Annotated in this window: 16 protein-coding genes and 1 pseudogene; 8 read left to right on the forward strand and 9 right to left on the reverse strand. The window is 36.9% G+C overall.

Annotated features, from left to right (window positions below; genetic code table 11):
• On the reverse strand, positions 1-755 hold a 755-nt coding region (locus DB42_RS07670), incomplete at its 3' end, for a hypothetical protein (RefSeq protein WP_044882458.1).
• A 246-nt stretch (positions 756-1001) separates the two neighbouring features.
• Between DB42_RS07670 and DB42_RS07675 the strand changes: the two genes are divergently transcribed.
• The 6 genes and pseudogenes from DB42_RS07675 to DB42_RS11305 form a co-directional block, all read left to right on the forward strand.
• Positions 1002-1793 (forward strand): hypothetical protein, encoded by a 792-nt coding sequence (locus DB42_RS07675; protein ID WP_044882459.1) that lies wholly within the window; start codon positions 1002-1004, stop codon positions 1791-1793.
• Positions 1794-2165: 372 nt separating this feature from the next.
• A complete protein-coding gene (locus DB42_RS07680) occupies positions 2166-2996 on the forward strand; it encodes a hypothetical protein (RefSeq protein ID WP_044882460.1) in 831 nt (276 codons plus the stop codon).
• 364 nt (positions 2997-3360) lie between these two features.
• A complete protein-coding gene (locus DB42_RS07690) occupies positions 3361-4113 on the forward strand; it encodes a hypothetical protein (protein WP_044882462.1) in 753 nt (250 codons plus the stop codon).
• Positions 4114-4479: 366 nt separating this feature from the next.
• The gene (locus DB42_RS07695) at positions 4480-5292 is read left to right on the forward strand and encodes a hypothetical protein (protein WP_044882463.1); all 813 of its coding nucleotides are present in this window, start codon (positions 4480-4482) and stop codon (positions 5290-5292) included.
• Positions 5293-5433: 141 nt separating this feature from the next.
• Positions 5434-5781 carry a hypothetical protein gene (locus DB42_RS07700; RefSeq protein WP_162180769.1) on the forward strand — a complete coding sequence of 116 codons (348 nt, stop codon included), beginning with the start codon at positions 5434-5436 and terminating at the stop codon, positions 5779-5781.
• Positions 5755-6000 (forward strand): annotated as a pseudogene (locus tag DB42_RS11305) (transposase); the annotation flags it as partial. The gene DB42_RS07700 and the pseudogene DB42_RS11305, both read left to right, overlap by 27 nt.
• A gap of 355 nt (positions 6001-6355) precedes the next feature.
• Here the strand turns inward: DB42_RS11305 and DB42_RS07705 are convergent.
• From DB42_RS07705 to DB42_RS07720, 4 genes are all read right to left on the reverse strand, one after another.
• Positions 6356-7033 carry an adenylate kinase gene (locus DB42_RS07705; RefSeq protein ID WP_044882465.1) on the reverse strand — a complete coding sequence of 226 codons (678 nt, stop codon included), beginning with the start codon at positions 7031-7033 and terminating at the stop codon, positions 6356-6358.
• 84 nt (positions 7034-7117) lie between these two features.
• Positions 7118-9823, reverse strand: a complete 2706-nt coding sequence (ftsH, locus tag DB42_RS07710) for an ATP-dependent zinc metalloprotease FtsH (RefSeq protein ID WP_368665350.1) — start codon at positions 9821-9823, stop codon at positions 7118-7120.
• Positions 9824-10277: 454 nt separating this feature from the next.
• The gene (tilS, locus tag DB42_RS10585; protein WP_052436073.1) at positions 10278-11603 is read right to left on the reverse strand and encodes a tRNA lysidine(34) synthetase TilS; all 1326 of its coding nucleotides are present in this window, start codon (positions 11601-11603) and stop codon (positions 10278-10280) included.
• 4 nt (positions 11604-11607) lie between these two features.
• Positions 11608-11946 carry a DUF4339 domain-containing protein gene (locus DB42_RS07720; RefSeq protein WP_155117474.1) on the reverse strand — a complete coding sequence of 113 codons (339 nt, stop codon included), beginning with the start codon at positions 11944-11946 and terminating at the stop codon, positions 11608-11610.
• A gap of 364 nt (positions 11947-12310) precedes the next feature.
• Between DB42_RS07720 and DB42_RS07725 the strand changes: the two genes are divergently transcribed.
• Positions 12311-13384 (forward strand): LptF/LptG family permease, encoded by a 1074-nt coding sequence (locus tag DB42_RS07725; RefSeq protein WP_238579013.1) that lies wholly within the window; start codon positions 12311-12313, stop codon positions 13382-13384.
• The gene (locus tag DB42_RS07730) at positions 13384-14460 is read left to right on the forward strand and encodes an LptF/LptG family permease (RefSeq protein WP_044882469.1); all 1077 of its coding nucleotides are present in this window, start codon (positions 13384-13386) and stop codon (positions 14458-14460) included. Before DB42_RS07725 ends, DB42_RS07730 begins: the two co-directional genes overlap by 1 nt.
• 406 nt (positions 14461-14866) lie before the next feature.
• Here the strand turns inward: DB42_RS07730 and DB42_RS07740 are convergent, their stop codons facing one another.
• The 4 genes from DB42_RS07740 to DB42_RS07755 form a co-directional block, all read right to left on the reverse strand.
• Positions 14867-15418, reverse strand: a complete 552-nt coding sequence (locus tag DB42_RS07740; protein ID WP_044882471.1) for a hypothetical protein — start codon at positions 15416-15418, stop codon at positions 14867-14869.
• Positions 15419-15430: 12 nt separating this feature from the next.
• Positions 15431-15880: a hypothetical protein gene (locus DB42_RS07745; RefSeq protein WP_044882472.1), complete on the reverse strand. Its 450-nt coding sequence runs from the start codon at positions 15878-15880 to the stop codon at positions 15431-15433.
• A 373-nt stretch (positions 15881-16253) separates the two neighbouring features.
• Positions 16254-16805 (reverse strand): hypothetical protein, encoded by a 552-nt coding sequence (locus DB42_RS07750; protein ID WP_044882473.1) that lies wholly within the window; start codon positions 16803-16805, stop codon positions 16254-16256.
• A gap of 3 nt (positions 16806-16808) precedes the next feature.
• The coding region (locus tag DB42_RS07755; protein WP_044882474.1) for an RHS repeat domain-containing protein at positions 16809-18943 on the reverse strand (2135 nt) is incomplete at its 5' end.

An 18943-nucleotide genomic window follows, 5' to 3' on the forward strand; every position in this document is an offset into this window, starting at 1 on the left:
TTTAACCTATGCTTTTCAGCTACATCCTCTGTTACTTCAACTAACTCGCTAACATGGGTGTTTTCTATGGGTTTTTCTACAATTGCTTGTTTACCAACATTTTTAGCTTCTTGATGTTCTGCCACTTTAGTTTGTTCAGTTACTTTGACTTCTTCGACCTTCACCCTAACTTCTTCGGTATTTGTATTTACTTCCTCGCCATTCACTTTTACTTCTTCTAGTGTAACAATTTTTTTTCCTTCATATGCATCTACAATACGTTTTACTTGTAAATATGCTTCTCGTGAACCTTCTATCTCATTCTCCTGACCTTTAAAGTGAATCTCTTCGCCTTCCTCTTGAATTTCTTCGCCTTCTTCTTTTATCGTACCCCAATCTTCCAATTCGAAAGAGGGTTCCTCTAATTCTTCAATAGTATTAGAAGCCAATTCAAGAGCCTTGGTAATTTCTACCGCTTTTGCTTCTGCTACAAAATCTCTTTTCGATTCGGAGGATTGATTAAAGCTAGGAGATAAATTCTCTTGCACCTTAATTACATCGTTATCATAAGCAATCGATTGTACGCTTTCTATAGCGTGGAGATAATTTTGCCTTTTAGTCTCTTCAGTGATAGCACTGCTCTGTAGAAGAGTATCTTTTCCCACTTTATTGCTTTCTATTTTGCTTTTATTTAACTGAGATAAGCTAGAATAGGATTGAGAGGAGAAATGATTGAAGTAAGATCCTTGATGATTGGTAAAATTCATACTACTCATACAGTTCTCCTAGGAATAATCTTTACTATTTTTATTATACTTTAGGCTTATTTTGATAAGCAATAAATAATATTATTTTTTTGAAAAACTAAAAAAACATTAAAAATTTCCGGACATAAAAATTGGTATACATTCTTTTTAACCCTTTTTAAGTTTTTATAAAGATTCAAAAAAGGATTTGTAAGAAATATAGAGAGCTATTATAGTCTTTCTTTGAATCGCTAAACTTTAAACCAAGGAAATTTTATGACTCCCATATCTACTTCTTCAGCAGAATATAAACAATTTAAAGAAGCATTTACGCAGTATGCTCAATATACCGCGGCAGTTAACAATTTAAGAATTTTTGTTGAAGAAAATAAAGAAAGTTATAAAGCACATCTACAAGAAGAAGCTAAGCAAATCGCAGAAAAAAAAGCAGAGTTAGCCGCTAAGAGAGTAGATATAGCTGCTAGAAAAGAAGAGTTAGCTGCTAGAAAAGAAGACATAGCTGCTAGAAGAGAACAATTGAAGGCTACATCAGAACGATTAGATAAAGAACGTGAAGATGCGGAGATAAAGCTTGCTCAAGCAGAAGCAAAAATAGAAAGAGGTAGAGCTTTACAAGAGAAAGGGAGAGCTTTACAAGAGAAAGGAAGAGCATTATCCAAATTGGCAGATGTAAGAGTTTTTTGCACTGCTTTAGGTTTACCACAACCTCAAGAAAATGATTTAGAAAAAATTAATCAAATTGCTTCGGCTTATTTTCCTAATGGAGAAATTGGTGATATTAATGGGCAAATAACTCTTTTTTCTATGAGTCCTATTGAAAAATTTATTGCAGAAACAGGAAGCACTACCAACAAGCTTAATTTTACTCCTATCCGTATTGTTCATGATCCTAAAAACCTGGTAGAATTTTTACAAAAGCCTGATTGCCGTATCAAATTTTTAGGCTTTGACGCTCGTATTAAAGATACCTTGGAACAGCAACTAGATGCAGTTTGCCCTAAAGAAGGTCGAACATTTAAAATAATGTATGTAGCACCCAAGAAATAATATTTTTTAATTAGTATTTTTCTCTTAAGAAGTTAAGGAGGAGGCAGGAGTATTTTTCCTTTCTCCTCCCATCTTCACCACCACGCCATCAAGTTAAAGTTCTTGGTGATTAGTACAATCCAAATATTCACACACCTCCCCTAAGATAAACACTTTAAGCTTATTTTGATAAGCAATCAATAATACACTGTAGAGTGACATTTTTTTGAAAAGTGTTAATACTTTTAAACATTAACAAGAATGAAGGGGGTAAAAATGTTTCTATTAAGGTTTTCTTAATATTTGGCAAAGATTCAATAAACATGTGTAAGAAATATAGAGAGTTATTATAGTCATTCTTTGAATCGCTAAACTTTAAACCAAGGAAATTTTATGACCCCCATATCCACTTCTTCATCAGAATATAAACAATTTAAAGAATCATTTACCCAGTATGCCCAATATACCGCGGCAGTTAACAATTTAAAAATTTTTGTTGAAGAACAAGCTACTCAAAATCTCAGGCAATTTGTGGAGGAAAACAAAGAAAGCTATAAAGTACACCTGCAAGAAGAAGCTAGACAAATTGCAGAAAAAAAAGCAGAGTTGGCCGCTAAAAGGGTAGACATAGCTGCTAGTAAAGAACAGTTAGCCGCTAAAAGAGCAGATATAGCTGCTAGAAAAGAAGAGTTAGCTGCTAGAAAAGAAGAGTTAGCTGCTAGAAAAGAACAATTGAATACTAGAGAAGAAGAGTTAGACGCTACACTGGAGCAGTTAGCTAACACACGAATAGAGGCTGAAACCAAAATTGCACAAGCACAAGCTACATTAAAGTTTGGATATGTAAAATTATTTTATAGTGTTTTTGGATTACCAGTGCCTTCGCAAAGTGAAACTGATAAAATCGATCAAATAGCAGCTACTTATTTTCCTAATGGTGAGATTGGAAATATAAATGGACAAGCAACCCTTTTTTCTATTAGCCCGATTGAGAAATATTTAAGAGAATCAAGAAGCACTATTAGCAAACTTAATCTTACTGCCATTCGTATCATTCATGATCCTAAAAATCTTGTAGAATTTTTACAAAAGCCTGGTTGCCCTATCAAATTTATTGGTGTGGATGCTCGGCTTAAAGATAGCCTAGAACAGCAAGTGGATGAAATTTGCCCTAAAGAAGGCCGTACATTCAAAATAGTATATGTACAGCCACCGAAGAAATAGATTCTTTAGTTAATACCCCTTTCTAGGAAAATTAAGGAAGGGGTATATTACCTCTTTCCTCATCCTTCATATAGCAAGGCGATCAAGTTAAAGTTCTGGGTGTTAGTACAATCCAAATATTCACACACGTCTTCTAAGATAAATACTTTAAGCCTATTTTGATAAGCAATCAATAATACGCTGCAAAGTAACATTTTTTGAAAAGTGTTAATACTCTTAAACACTAGCAAGCTTGAAGGGGGTAAAAATGTTTCTATTAAGGTTTTCTTAATATTTGGTAAAGGTTCAATAAACATGTGTAAGAAATATTGAGAGTTATTATAGTCATCCTTTGAACACCTAAACTTTAAACCCAGGAATTTTTATGACCCCCATATCCACTTCTTCATCAGAATATGAACAATTTAAAGAATCATTTACCCAGTATGCTCAATATACGGCGGCAGTTAACAATTTAAGGATTTTTGTTGAAGAAAATAAAGAAAGCTATAAAGCGCACCTCCAAGAAGAAGCTAGACAAATTGCAGAAAAAAAAGCAGAGTTGGCCGCTAAAAGGGTAGATATAGTTGCTAGAAAAGAAGAGCTAGCTGCTAGAGACGACGAGTTAAGTGTTAAAATAGGACAGTTAAGTGTTAAAGAAGAGCAATTAAGTGCTAACCTACAGCAGTTAGCTAAAACACGAATAGAGGCTGAAGCCAAGATTGCACAAGCACAAACTACATTAAAGTTTGGATATGTAAAATTATTTTATAGTGTTTTTGGATTGCCCGTGCCTTTGCAAAGTGAAACTGATAAAATCGATCATATAGCAGCTACTTATTTTCCTAATGGTGAGATTGGAAATATTAATGGACAAGCAACTCTTTTTTCTATTAGCCCGATTGAGAAATATTTAAAAGAATCAAGAAGTACTATTAGCAAGCTTAATCTTACTGCTATTCGTATTATTCATGATCCTAAAAACCTTGTAGAATTTTTACAAAAGCCTGATTGCCCCATCAAATTTATTGGAGTCGATGCTCGTCTTAAAGATAGTCTAGAACAACAAGTTGATGAAATTTGCCCTAAAGAAGGCCGCTCATTCAAAATAGTATATGTACAGCCGCCGAAGAAATAGATTTTTTAGTTAATACCCCTTCCTAGCAAACTTAAGGAAGAGGTATATTACCTCTTTCCTCATCTTTCATATAGCAAGGCGATCAAGTTAAAGTCCTTGGTGATTAGTACAATCCAAATATTCACACACCTCCCCTAAGATAAACACTTTAAGCCTATTTTGATAAGCAATCAATAATACACTGTAGAGGGACATTTTTTTGAAAAGTGTTAATACTCTTAAACATTAACAAGATTGAAGGGGGTAAAAATGTTTCTATTAAGTTTTTCTTAATATTTGGCAAAGATTCAATAAACATGTGTAAGAAATATAGAGAGTTATTATAGTCATTCTTTGAATCGCCAAACTTTAAACCAAGGAAATTTTATGACCCCCCTATCTACTTCTTCAGCAGAATATAAACAATTTAAAGAATCATTTACGCAATATGCTCAATATACCGCGGCAGTTAACAATTTAAGAATTTTTGTAGAAGAAAATAAAGAAAGTTATAAAGCACATCTACAAGAAGAAGCTAAGCAAATCGCAGAAAAAAAAGCAGAGTTAGTCGCTAAAAGGGTAGATATAGCTGCTAGAAAAGAAGAGATAGCTGTTAGAAAAGAACATCTGAAAGCTACATCGGAGCAATTAGATAGACAACGTGAAGAAGCTGAAATAAAGCTTGCTCAGGCAGAAGCAAAAGTAGAAAGAGGAAGAGCTTTACAAGAGAAAGGAAGAGTTGTACAAGAGAAAGGAAGAGCTTTACAAGAAAAAGGAAGAGCACTACAAGAAAGAGGAAGAGCATTATCCAAATTGGCAGATGTAAGGGTCTTTTGCACTGCATTAGGCTTACCACAACCCCAGGAAAATGATGTTGAAAGAATCAATCAAATCGCTTCGGCTTATTTTCCTAATGGAGAAATTGGGGATATTAATGGGCAAATAACTCTCTTTTCTATGAGCCCTATTGAAAAATTTATTGCAGAAACAGGAAGCACTACTAACAAGCTTAATTTTACTCCTATTCGTATTGTTCATGATCCTAAAAACCTGGTAGAATTTTTACAAAAGCCTGATTGCCGTATCAAATTTTTAGGATTTGACGCTCGTATTAAAGATACCTTGGAACAGCAACTAGATGCAGTTTGCCCTAAAGAAGGTCGCACATTTAAAATAATGTATGTAGCACCCAAGAAATAATATTTTTTAATTAGTATTTTCTCTTAAGAAGTTAAGGAGGAGGCAGGAGTATTTTTCCTTTCTCCTCCCATCTTCACCACCGCGCCATCAAGTTAAAGTCTTTGGAGATTAATAAAATCCACATATTCGCCTACGTCTCCTGTGATAAACACTTTAAGTCTATTAAGAGAGCTTAAATATGTATTCGAGCAAGAAAAAGGAGCATGGGCACCAAAGATGGCCTCTCTTCTTCTAAAAGCCGATAAAATGGCTAAACAAACAAGAGATGAAGGTAAAGGAAAAATGTCGCAACAAGACATTCAAATCATTCAGCAAGAGTATGCCAAGATTATTCTAGAAGGATTAAGTGATTATCAAGGCGTTTTAATGGCTGATGAGCAAGAAATCAAGCTGCAGCCCTTTAAAGAAAAAGCCGGTAAAGCAGGTTGTAATCTTTTGAGAAGATTATTATATAAGATGGATAACGTCTTAGCTTTTGTACACGATTAGCAAGTGCCTTTTCCTAATAACCAAGCCGAACAAGATTTAAGAATGCTAAAAGTTAAACAGAAAATCTCGGGATGCTTTCGCTCATTTGAAGGAGGGGCCATTTTTTGTCGCATACGCACCTATATCTCGACGGCAAGAAAACAGGGCTGGAGCATTTTAGAAGCATTAGTCCATGCAATTCGAGGATCACCCTGTTTGTTGCCCCTTCCCGCTCCATAAACCGCTTTTAGCAAATCTATAATTTTCAAGGCTTCGCTTACCTATCAAATGATGACCTGAATAGTACTACCTCATTAAGTGCCTTAAGCAGCTGGCTTTAAGTGAAGTAAAATTTAAATAGAAAAAATTTTTAAAAGAAGCTCCCGAGGGAGTTCATTCATAAAAGCTATGAAACTAGCCTCTTAATAGATAAATGTTCGATCACCCGTAGGCTTGATTGGCAAAGACATCATTTTCCTTTAATAAAGTTGGATACGATCCTCAATCATTAAGTTTAAAAGCTTAACCTTTAGCAGTTATAGCAGCCTTTAATGCAAGTCGACTACCCCTGCAAAGCAAGAACCATTTCAGAACATTAGGAAGCTTTAGTATAGGGGCTGAAAGCCTCTATATGGCTTTTAAGTTCTGCAAAGACTTTCTCGGGTAGATCCTCGCCATTAATGCTAATTACACCGTAACGCTGGGAATAAAACTTCTCTAAAGGCATGGTTTGCTCATTATAAACCTTTAAGCGCTCTTTAACGACTTCCAATCTATCATCTTCCCTTTGATAAAGAGCCTCTTGTTCGCATTTATCGCAGATGCCTGCCCGTAGAGGAGCTGAAAAAAAGCTATTATAAATGGCTCCACATTGCTTACAGATTAGGCGACCTACTGCACGTTTTATAATCATTTCATGGTCTACAGCAAGCTTGAAAACGATAACATTTACATCTTTTAACAAAGTTGAACTTACTCTTTCAGCTTGTGCTAAAGTACGGGGTACGCCGTCTAACAAATAGCCTCTACTGCAATCGGGCAATCCAACTCTATCATTGACCATTTCTAATACCAGATCATCTGGGACAAGGTGGCCGGCATTTATATATTCTTTAGCTTTCAGACCTAGCAAGGTATTCTTTTTAATATGTTCTCTGAATAAATCCCCAGTAGAAATTTGAGGAAGAGACAATGTTTGACTAAGTAATTTAGTTTGCGTACCTTTTCCAGAGCCAGGGGGTCCTAGCAAAATGACAATTAATTTCTTTTCCATAATCATTTCCATTTTCATTTAAAAGAAAAAAAGAATAACCGATGAGAGTTTTTAAAGTCTTCATCGGTTATTCTTTTTTTTGCTTTATCCCATTATTTTGGATGCAAAAGAAGGTTCACTAGAAGTTTTACCGGTTGCAGCTAAAGGCTCATCTGCCGGAGGGGGAGGAGGAGGTGTTAAGCCACTTTTTTTATGCAGCTCATCTGCAATTTTAAGTTTCTTACGTTTTTCTTCCATCGACCATTTGCCATTAATAATATTATTAATATCTTCAGCGTCTAAGGTCTCAAACTCCATGAGCATTTGAGTCATCAACTCAACTTCATGGCGCTTGTCGCGGATAATCTGTCTGGCCGTTTCAAGGGCAGCATCAAGAATTTTTCTTACCTCTTCATCAATGGCTTGTGCCGTACTCTCGGAATATTTTTTTTCATGATAACCTTGCATGCCTAAATATTGGCCACTTTCAGACCTTTCATCATAGGCTACAGCCCCCAGCTTATCGCTCATTCCCCATTCGCATACCATGCTACGGGCAATATGTGTAGCTTGATCAATATCTTGTTTAGCTCCACTAGAAATATCACTTACAAAAATTTCTTCGGCCACACGACCACCCATTAATACCGAGAGCTGATCAATCAGCTCCCTCTTCCAATAACTCAGCCGATTTTTCTTAGGAAGGAACATGGTAGAACCTAAAGAAAGGCCACGGGGTATAATGGTCACCTTATCCACAGGATCAGCATTTTTAACTACCAGGCCAATAATAGCATGGCCTGATTCATGATAAGCTGTGGTAAGCTTTTCATTTTCGTCGATTTCTAAGCTTCGTCTTTCTTTACCATATAAAACCTTATCTCGAGCTTCTACTACTTCACTTGAAGTTACTGCTGAACGGCCTTTGCGGGCAGCAGCAAGCGCAGCTTCATTCAATAAGTTAGCCAAATCAGCACCTGAAGAGCCTGGTGTACTGCGTGCTACGCTCATTAAATCCACAGAAGGATCCATTTTAATTTTGCGCGCATGAACTTTAAGAATATCATAACGGCCTTTAACATCAGGTAAGCTAATAATCACGCGGCGATCAAAACGACCAGGACGTAGTAAAGCTTTATCTAGTACATCCGGACGGTTGGTAGCAGCCATTAAAATTACGCCTTCATTTGTGTCAAAACCATCCATTTCGACTAAAAGCTGGTTCAAAGTTTGCTCACGTTCATCATGGCCGCCTCCAATGCCGGCACCACGATGACGTCCTACAGCGTCGATCTCATCGATAAACACAATACAAGGCGCGTTCTTTTTCGCTTGATCAAATAGATCGCGAATACGGCTAGCTCCGACGCCTACAAACATTTCCACAAAGTCTGAGCCTGAGATGGAAAAGAAGGGGCGATCGGCTTCACCGGCCACCGCTTTAGCTACTAAGGTTTTACCTGTACCTGGAGGGCCAATGCACAATACGCCTTTCGGAATTTTTCCACCTAAAGCAGTAAATTTCCCTGGACTTTTTAGAAATTCTACAATCTCTTGGAGCTCTTCAATGGCTTCATCTACTCCTGCCACATCCTTGAAAGTAATTTTATTGGTACTTTTATTCATTAACTTAGCGGGAGACTTGCCAAAGTTTAAAGCACTATTGCCCATGCCTCTCATCTGACGTGAGAAAACAAAATAGAGGACTAGCATAACTAACAAGACAGGTAGAAGAGTGAAAAAATAGCTAAGGTAATTAGGAGAAGGTTCTTCACTCTTAAAGGTTTTTTCCAGAACTACATTAAGCGGCTGATCAGGAGCTTTAAAATAACCTCCTCGATTGTGCTGGAAATTATCCCATTCTTCTTTAGCATTGATAAACCATTGATGGTAGACTTCAGGATCTTGTTTTTCTAAAGTTCTTGTAGAAACCTCTTGGTTATTAAAAAACCAGATGACATTAGTAACCGCTTGACGAGCTTTATCTAGCTGAATTTGATTATCTTCTAAAGCTGATGTTACCCTAGATAGTTCGTCTAAAACTTGTCTATAATTCCTTACACTCCTTAACTGGGCTAAGCGCATTCCATTTTGAGGGGTGTTTAATTCATTAAGGATTCCCTCTAAATCTTTTACAGCTTCTGTGTAATGAGTAAGTCGCTCTTCGGGTTTGAGGATAGAACTTTTAGCATGAGAGACCTGGCTATCTAGTTTCTTTAAAACTTGTTTAATGGATTCACTGCCAATTCCTAGCAAAGAAGACCGGAAATTTTGAATTAAACCTGCTAAAGCATTCCCATATTGATTTAAAGCTTGCTCATCTAAAGAGCCTGGAAGGTTAGCTAATTGTTTTTTTAATTCAAGGAAGCTAGTCACTCCACTCGTTTTATTAACTTCATGAATTACAATAGCAGCATTGGGTTGAGCTGGACTATAAAACTGATCGACTACCACATATCCATGGGCTGGTATAGGCAATCCACTCAACTGTAAAAACAACCCTGTGGCCTCTATAATTTTCTCCCGTTGTCCATTTAAATCTTTGAGAATGCGTTCTTTTTCGCTTGTCAATTCATGATTGGTATTGAGAAGGTCAATGAATTTGAAACGATTTTTACCTTCTTCAGTTTGACGTTCACGAAACCTACCGCTAAATGTCACTAAATTGTCATTTAGAGCGATTTTACGGCTATCCTCTGGTTGAATAAGCTGAAGGTTGACCAAATGCTCAAGCTGATAACTAAAAGAGACTTTAGCATGCTTTGTTTCAATAAAATTTTGAACCATCAAAGCGAACAGAAAGGCTGCCATTAGAAACCAAATGAAATTATTGGAAAAACCTTTTCTGTCCTGTTTTTTATCTTCATCCATGATTAACCTTATGCACCTTAGCAAGTAATGTGTTTAGAAATTGCTAGCTTAAAAAAAATTAAACCAGAAATTATTTTAAAAGTAATTTTTTTGGGTTAAAAACCATTGTATCAGATAGGCTATTCGCCATCAAGTAAGTTCTCAAAGAGCCAAATCTATAGCAAATAAAAGATTTAGGGCTTTTTTTTGCCACCCGTTTCTACTTCATTCTACTCTATAAAATTATATATAATAAATCCCATTAAATAACTTAAAGCCGTATTTTCTCAGCAGAGAATTTTGGCCTATTCTTTAAGAAGGTCACCCTTGAGTATGTTTATCTTAAAGCTCTCTTTAAATGTCTACCTACTCTTTATTAAAAATAGAGGTTTAAAAGAATCTTACTAAGTTTGGTTCAATCAGAAGATTGGTAGCAAAGGGTGACCGTCCAGCATTTAAAGGACTTTAGATGGGCATCCACCAATCGGCGGGTAGCCAAAAATTCATAGATAATTTTATCATCAGCCCACAAAGTAGGAAAAGCATAGCGCATGAATGCTGGTATTTTAGCATTTGTCCACCATTTATCCAATAAAGAATTGCCTCTTTTAAAACTGTATTTCCCCGAGGGAATTTGAATAGATAAACAACCCCTCCAAGCCTCCTGCCATCCTGTAATAGGCATAGGAGAATCTAAAGATTCAGTCACTTCAATGGTCCAGTCCCCTGCCGAATATTTTCCCACTCTATCAAAAGAAAGCTCTTCTTTAAAATCTAATAAAGGCTTGCTCATTACAAATAAACGTTCTCGATCAATATAAACCCAAGTATCTTTAGCTAAAAGCTGGCAATTGGCCGCCTTGCTATGGATCTTTTTGCAAGCCTGTTCTATTAGATGATGAGAAAGTTTTAGTCCTTCGCTTTCACAAACTTTCCTAATCAAATATCTCATTTCAAAATCTGTACACATCCCATGCGGTTGGAAATTTAAACTGGAACCAAAAGGCCCCTTAATTATATCCTGGAGGTAACCTTGCAAGTGATTATCTAAATATTTTTTTAATTCTTGTGCTTCATAGCCTAAGCGGCAAAGACTTTCCTCTATTTTCTTCCCAAATGTGCTAGCTAGATGCGGAATAATCGTTTGACGGAAACGTGCCCGCAAAAATTTTTCATCTTCATTAGTTTTATCCTCAAAAAACTTATAATTTTTACAAGCCAGCCATTGTTTGATTTGAGATTTTGAGCAAGTTAAAAAAGGTCTCCACAGCTTTAACGTCTGATAATCTGTTACGGGAGTCATCCCCCCTAAATAAGGTAAACTGCCTCCTTCCAAAACTTTTTTCAAGACCGTTTCTGCTTGATCATTTAAATGGTGCCCTAAGATAACAGCTTGATAACCATGCTGATGACATAGCTTCTTAAAAAAAGCTAAACGTTCATGACGGCAAGCTTCTTCCATGTTGCCAGAGAGCTGGGCAATATTTAAATTTTTTAAATAAATAGGCACATGCATTGAAGCGGCTAAATGCTGCAGCTGACGGGCTTCTTCTTTACTTTCTGCCCGCCAGCCATGATCTACATGGGCAGCAGCAAAGTTTAAAGCTTTTAGATTTCTATATTGTATAAGAAGATAGAAAAGAGCAAGAGAGTCCGATCCTCCTGATAATCCCAAAAGTACGGGCTGCTGATGGTTAGCGTGAATGTTTAAAAAATTAAATAGCGTTTCTTCTAAATTCATTTATTTAGAAATTGTAAAATTGATAAAAAAAATAGAGACATAGAAACAGCAGAACAATTAACCAATATATAAAAAAAGGAGACTGGGGCTTTTCCAGTAACAAAGTAGAATCTTCGAGAACTTGCGGTTTATTAAGTTTAAATTTATCTTTAAGCTCTTCCGAATGATGGTCTTCAAACAAGACTTTTAGTTCTGGGGCTTGACGTGCCGGTAGCCAGTCTTGCCATTCTATTTTCCGCACCCATGTGTCTGGGGTCAAGTGTGGATGAATTTTTAGCTCGGAAATACTAAAAGGTCCTTCTTTTTGATTGTCAATCTTAATAAACCACTCTTTCTTGTCCATAGGCTCTCTTTCGTTTATTTTTTTATATAGCAGGCAAAAAAAGGATTCGATGTCTCTGGTTTTAAAAAGCCATTTAAAACGTTCATTCAATGATATCTGCATTAAAGAAAGCTTTTATCTATTTAAACTTTAGCTAGTCACCTACTTCAACTCTTGATTGATCAACTTGCATCAATCATTCAACCTTTCTCTAATATTATTAAGCTCTAGTGCCCATCCACACAATCCTGATTGAGACAAATGATTGATTCATTGTATGCTATTTTTTAGCTAATCTTTAGAGTTAAAAAATGCCTATAATCTGGCGCTACTTGTTAAAGCAGTATATAAAAGTTTTTTTCTTTGCCTACTGTCTTTTATTTTCATTCTTCTAATTACCCGGCTAGATGAGATAGCTCATTTTGCTGCATTAGGATCTGAAGGATGGATTATCTTATGGTTTGTTTTGCATCAAATCCCCTATTTACTTCCCGTAGCTATTCCTATCTCCTGTTTAATTTCAGCCATTATTTTAATGCAACGTTTGTCTCAATCTCATGAAATGACAGCTTTTCGGGCGTGCGGCCTTTCTTTGCGGGAGGTGCTGGCTCCTTTGTTAATAGCAAGCTTCTTTATAGCAGCCCTAAACTTTTATATTGTTTCCGAATTGGCTACTCAATCCCATTTGCAGACGGGTCTTACGAAAATGGAGCTACGTACTATTAACCCCCTCCTCCTTCTTCATAACAAACACTTAATGCGCCTAAGAGGTATATTTTCAGACACTTTAGGTCAATCCCGTACGGGTGAATATGCGGGTGATAGCATTCTTGCTATTCCCGATAAACACAACTCTAGCATCCATTTAATTTTAGCGAAAAACTTACAAGCAAGTTCAGTGACCTTCCAAGGTAGCCAGATGACATTAATCTCTCCTACCCATAGCAATCACCTACCGCGCCATGATGCCTTACTGGTCGAAAATATTGGTGAAATGAAAACATCTATTAAAGACTTTGCCCAACTTCTTCAAAAAAAAGTTTGGACATTAAATAATGATCATTTACGTCTTGCTTTATTAAGAGCACGTATACAAGATTTGAAAAAAGAAAAAACCCTGCGTGGACATAGCGATAATGATAGAGTAGGCTTAGATCTAGTTTCTCGTAATCTTAATCGAAGTTATGCGGAGCTGATCCGGCGTTTTTCCATATCTTTAGCAGCCTTCACCTTTACATTAATGGGTGCCTCCTTTGGGATGAGCATTAGTAGAAATCACCATAATCGAGGGCTTTTTTATGTGATAGGATTAGCAGCTTTATATATTGTAGCTTTTTTCTTCGCCAAAGGGGCAGAACATCAACTAGTGCTCTCCACTCTATTCTATCTATTCCCTCAATTGATTATTATTCTCGCCGCTTTAAACATGCTATCGCGTTTGTCCAAAGGAATCGAATAATGATTAAAATCTGGCCACGTTATTTTTTAAAAGAAACTATTAAATCTTTTTTTCTTTTTATCTTAACATTTTATGGTCTTTATGTATTAATCGATTATTCTAGCCATGCCAGCAATTTCCATTATCATCACTTTTATTTTCAAGTTTACGAAATAGCCCTTTACTATGTCTGCGAATTTGCCCCAAGAATGGAAGTTTTCATTCCTTTTGGCTTGCTTTTAGCTACCATCCGTACTCTTACTAATTTAAATATCCATAACGAGTTGGTGGCGCTAATGGCTAGCGGTATCCCCCTTCGAACATTAATCAGACCTTTTATCTTTTTGGGAATGGCGATGGTTTTACTGATCTATATAAACACCCAGTTTTGGATCCCTCTAGCCTTGCAAAAAATTAAGCAGATCGAGCAAACCCACCGTATCCACAAGCACAAAGGCCTTCTTCAGTTAGCAGTAAAAAACTTAAATTTAAAGGATAATAGCCATATTATCTTTCATGATTATAACTCTAATGAAAAAAAACTTGTGGACGCCTATTGGATCCGTGATATTAATGATATCTACCGGATTAAATACCTTTATCCCTATAATCAGCCTCCTGTAGGGCATTTTATCGATCATTTTAAACGCCAACCTACGGGCGAGCTTGTGATTATAGAAAGTTTCGAACTTCTCTCTTTTCCGGAAATGCGTTTTCACAAACGTGATCTTTTTCAAGGAATAACAAATCCGGAGGATGAATCTCTCTCTGAATTATGGAAGAAACTCCCGCCTTCTTTTCGCATACAAAGCCAGAAAGAATCTCAAAGGGCCTCTGTTTTTTACCATAAAATGATTATACCTTGGTTATGCCTACTAGCGGTTATCGGTATTGCACCCTTCTGCGTGAGGTACTCACGTACTCTTTCTCCTTTTTTTATCTATACTTTAGGTATTTTTGGTTTAGTGGCCATCTATCTTCTCCTTAATGCTGCTCTTGTACTAGGGAAAAGGCAGGTTGTAGAACCCTGGCTAGCTACTCTCTTTCCATTTTTCATCTGCTCAAGCCTAGCTTCTTATAAATACTTAAAACTCTAAATTAAAATCCCTCCCGTTGAGTAGAGAAACATTTTCCAGAGGGCTAGGTAGGTAGGCTTTTTTGAAGCGTATAATAAGGAATATAAAATTTGAATCAATATTGTTAACACTCCGCCAGGCATGCCTGTACCTGTACCCCTAGTGGGCATGTTAGAGTTTGCCTGGAATGTTTGGCGGATTCTCATACGCCTTTAAGCTAACCCTTATGCCCCTCCATACTTTATAAAAGCATCCCTTGAAGTCGATCGGTAGCTTGAAAGGATTGGGTATGCAAGCCTACCTTTATAAGCGTATTACTTAAAATTTCGCCTACAAATTTAGCCTGTTTAGGTGATTCATAGCTATCTAGCAAGCTTAGTACTGCACCAGATAGACGGCTTAAAGCGATAAAATTGGGAATATAAATTTATTTCTTACTTTCATTTTGAACCATTTTCAAAGCTTCCTCAAAGTTTTCTTCCTCTATCTTCATGTATTTGTTAGGATTTTCAGCACTAGTATACTTGTAATCGATAGAAGCACTTATTGAGGAGATCACTCCATAATTTGGATCAAAAATATCGTTTCTGAATTTATCTGCCAAAAATACCCTAACTTCAATATCTCTAGCGCTGAAAGGATAATTTTTTAAGTAAGGTCTAATTTTTTCATGAGTATTGATAATTTGAAGTATTTCTTGTACGCAATCTACAATGATTCTACGTCCCTCTTCTTTAGTTAAAGGGCCCGTTTTTTCAAAGCTTAACGCTAGCATAGTCACCACTCCATCTGGCATACCTATGCCTGTACCAATGGTACGCATGCTATATTTTTTTTGAAGTTTTTTGGAAGCTTTATCTAAAATTTCACCTACAAATTCCGCCTGTTCGGGCTCTTCATAGCTATCCAATAAGCTCAATACGCAACCAGATAATATGAACATTAAAATGATAAAAATGGGAACATGGATTTTATTCATAATTTTTTGTTATTACCTTTTATCTTTAAGAAAAGAGTTAATGTGATCTATTTTTACTTTTTTATACGTAGGGCTTTGGAAAGAGTGGTCATGAAAAGCGGCCCCTGGGCAAGAATTTAAGGTTACTGTGTCGCGTTTACTCCGTATTAAGCCTCCCACATCAATATAAGGGATAGGATCGCGCCAAGCTTCTGCCCGATAGTGATAAGCTTCTTTACAGGAGCCAGCATACATATAAGCTGCTGGAGCAATGGCTAACACAGTAATTTGCTCGTGTAGCTTTTCATCATAACTTAAAAGAGCATTTCTGACATTTATAGCCCCTTGGCTATGGCAAATTTGAAAATACTCTCCGCGTGGATATTCGTCAAAGAATTTATTAAATGTTTCATGATTAACGCGTACTGGAGGCGTAGCTCTATAACATAGACCTAAACCTGATTCAACACAATCGCTAATCAATTAGAGGGCTGAGTAGGCAGGCTTTTTTAAAGCGTATAATAAGAAATATAAAATTTGGATCAACATTGTTACCGTTCCGCCAGGCATGTTCATACCTATAACCCCCTGGTACGCACGTTAGAGTTTGCCTAGAAAGTTTGGAAAAGTCTCATACACCTTTAAGCTGCCCCTCATCCACCTCCCTACTTTATAAAATCATCCCCTGAAGTCGATCGGTAGCTTGAAAGGATTGTATATGCAAGCCTACCTTTATAAGCGTATTACTTAAAATTTCGCCTACAAATTTAGCCTGCTTAGGTGATTCATAGCTATCTAGCAAGCTTAGTACAGCACCAGATAGGTGGCTTAAAGCGATAAAATTGAGAATATAAATTTATTTCTTACTTTCATTTTGAACCATTTCCAAAGCTTCCTCAAACTTTTCTTCCTCTATCTTCATGTATCTGTTGGGGTTTTCAGAAGCGGTAAACATATAGTCTATTTGGGCTTTTGTAGAAGAAAGAGCCCCGAAATGAGGGTAATAAATATTGTAGCCTGAGGGGTCCTTCAGAAAAATTGCAATCTTAATATCATTAGGGGTAAAGGGATAATTTTTTAAGTAGGGTCTAATCCTTTCATGGGTATTGATAATTTGAAGCATTTCTTGTACACAATCTACAATGATTCTACGCCCTTCTTCTCGGCTTAAGGGACCCGTTTTTTCAAAACTTAAGGCTAGCATAGTCACCACTCCATCAGGCATGCCTATGCCTGTACCAATGGTACGCATGTCATACTTTGAACGAAGCTTTTTAGAAGCTTTATCTAAAATTTCACTTACGAACTTCGCTTGTTTTGGTTCTTCATAGCTATTCAATAAACTTAATGCGCAACCCGATAATATGAACATTAAAATGATAAAAATGGGCATATAAATTTTATTCATAAATTACCTAACTTTTTTAATTTCTTTAAAATGGAATCTAAATACTTCTTTATACGTAGGGCTTTGGAAAGAATGGTCATGAAAAGTGGCCCCTGGGCAAGAATTTAAGGTCACTGTATCACGTTTACTTCGTATTAAGCCTCCCACATCAATATAAGGGATAGGATCGCGCCAAGCTTGTGCCCGATAGTGATAAGCTTCTTTACAGGAATCAGCATATATATAAGCTGCTGGAGCAATGGCTAACACAGTAATTTGCTTGCGTAGCTTTTCATCATAACTTAAAAGAGCATTTCTGACATTTATAGCCCCTTGGCTATGGCAAATTTGAAAATACTCTCCGCGTGGATATTCGTCAAAGAATCTATCCCATGTTTCATGATTAACGCGTACTGGAGTCGTAGCTATATAACATAAACCTAAGCCTGATTCCACACAATCGTTAAGCAAATTATGTGTAGCATTATGGATGACATCTATTGAATATTCCCACCCTAATTCTCTAAGGTGGATGGCATTATTAATAGCCTCTAGTTGGGTTGTCATAATGCCATTATGGACACCCAGACGAAAATTTTCTGATTTATTCCCTAGCAATACGGCTAATGAGGAGCTTTCGCTACGAACAAAGCTTCTTTCAAATCTATCTGTAAAGCTAACTCTAGGCAGATTTTTTGTATTTTCACCTTTTCCTCTAATGGGTGTTTTTTCTATTCTATAAGAGGCGCGTTCTTTGCCATACATGATCACACTTTCGCGGTGTTTCTCCCCACGGCTAGGACTAGAACCTCTTAATCCATACAGGTCTCTATCATTTAAAGGATTGTTTAAAAGATAGGCATATAGATTAGGGCCCGCCTCAAAGCTTAAGGGATCGGCAGTTACCCAGCGTGTGGTGGCGGGGTTGTAATAGCGGCGTCCAAAGTAAACAAACTGGGTTTCAGCGTCTACGCGTTTAGAAGAAAAACGCCAAGGGTTGATCGATTGCTTGATAAGCTTATTATTTTTGCCATAGATAGACTCTTGCCCATAAGCGGTATATCGATAAGTTTCTTCTATGGTATGGGTCTTGGCGTTAATCAGTAGGCGGATATTGCCTAACGTGTCATGGATGGGTATGTAAGCCTTACCGTTGAGTTCTAGCAAAACCGAAGCGTCTATTTCAGCTCCTTTACCTCTACCTAATATACGCAATTGCTGAATATTACCTTTAGAGTCACAAGCGCCAATTTCGTTGAGTCCATGGTACAGGTAACGAATTTCTTTCTCAGGTATCCATTTGTTTTCAACTTTAGAGTAGGAATAAAAGGTGCTGCTTAAACGGCGGTTAAGCTCATCATAAGCATAGGTGACCTGATGAGTAGGAGTATGAATGGCAATCAAGCGATCTAATGCATCGTAAGATAAGTTTAAAGAGCCTTTACGTATAAGGTTGCCATTTAGGTCATAGACATGTGGGTCTAAGCCATCATGAAGGAGCTGATTGAGAGCATTAACGGTATGGGGACGTTTATTTTTCTCCACCATATTATTGAGGGAGTCGTAGCGATAAATATGATCTACTAGGCCTTTTTCCGATTGGAGCTGATATAAAGCATCGTATGTATAGGTACTGTTTACCTTGCCTACTGGGTCGAGGGTTGTTCTTTTTAAAAGATTGCCCACTTGATCAAAACCATCTTCAGGAATATCCTCTTTTAAGTACTTAGACGAAATGCTAATCAGGCGAGGACTTGCATCGTAAGCATATTGAATTGTGCCTGCTTCAGCCATCAATTTAGCCTCTTCTAATGCCCCCGAAAGATTGTAATGCTGATAAGTGTGTCGATAAGGGCCTCGGCTAATTTGATGAAGGTAAAGTGATTTGTAAGAGTATTGGATGGAAGAATGGTCTGGAAGTATAATTTCCTGGATCCTATCTAAATGATCGTAACTATATTGTTGAGTTAACCCATGGAATAAAGTTTCTTGGACCAAACGTTTATTTTTATCGAAAATACGCCTGGTAGACTTTCCTGTATGCTTATCCTCCACACCCACAACATTAGAGTTAGCATCATAAGTATAATGGTAATGCAAAGAGTTATCGTTAGAGGAAAAAGAGGTAAGGCGACCTAGCCAGTCATAGGCGTAGTGCA

The organism is Neochlamydia sp. EPS4, assembly GCF_000813665.1.
GTDB lineage: Bacteria > Chlamydiota > Chlamydiia > Chlamydiales > Parachlamydiaceae > Neochlamydia.

Excerpts from the sequence above, each read along its gene's own strand:
- DB42_RS07675 (WP_044882459.1), top strand. The coding sequence starts at position 1,002 with ATGACTCCCATATCTACTTCTTCAGCAGAATATAAACAATTTAAAGAA.
- DB42_RS07680 (WP_044882460.1), top strand. The coding sequence starts at position 2,166 with ATGACCCCCATATCCACTTCTTCATCAGAATATAAACAATTTAAAGAA.
- DB42_RS07690 (WP_044882462.1), top strand. The coding sequence starts at position 3,361 with ATGACCCCCATATCCACTTCTTCATCAGAATATGAACAATTTAAAGAA.
- DB42_RS07695 (WP_044882463.1), top strand. The coding sequence starts at position 4,480 with ATGACCCCCCTATCTACTTCTTCAGCAGAATATAAACAATTTAAAGAA.
- DB42_RS07705 (WP_044882465.1), bottom strand. The coding sequence starts at position 7,033 with ATGGAAAAGAAATTAATTGTCATTTTGCTAGGACCCCCTGGCTCTGGA.
- ftsH (WP_368665350.1), bottom strand. The coding sequence starts at position 9,823 with ATGGCAGCCTTTCTGTTCGCTTTGATGGTTCAAAATTTTATTGAAACA.
- tilS (WP_052436073.1), bottom strand. The coding sequence starts at position 11,603 with ATGAATTTAGAAGAAACGCTATTTAATTTTTTAAACATTCACGCTAAC.
- DB42_RS07720 (WP_155117474.1), bottom strand. The coding sequence starts at position 11,946 with ATGGACAAGAAAGAGTGGTTTATTAAGATTGACAATCAAAAAGAAGGA.
- DB42_RS07730 (WP_044882469.1), top strand. The coding sequence starts at position 13,384 with ATGATTAAAATCTGGCCACGTTATTTTTTAAAAGAAACTATTAAATCT.
- DB42_RS07740 (WP_044882471.1), bottom strand. The coding sequence starts at position 15,418 with ATGAATAAAATCCATGTTCCCATTTTTATCATTTTAATGTTCATATTA.
- DB42_RS07750 (WP_044882473.1), bottom strand. The coding sequence starts at position 16,805 with ATGAATAAAATTTATATGCCCATTTTTATCATTTTAATGTTCATATTA.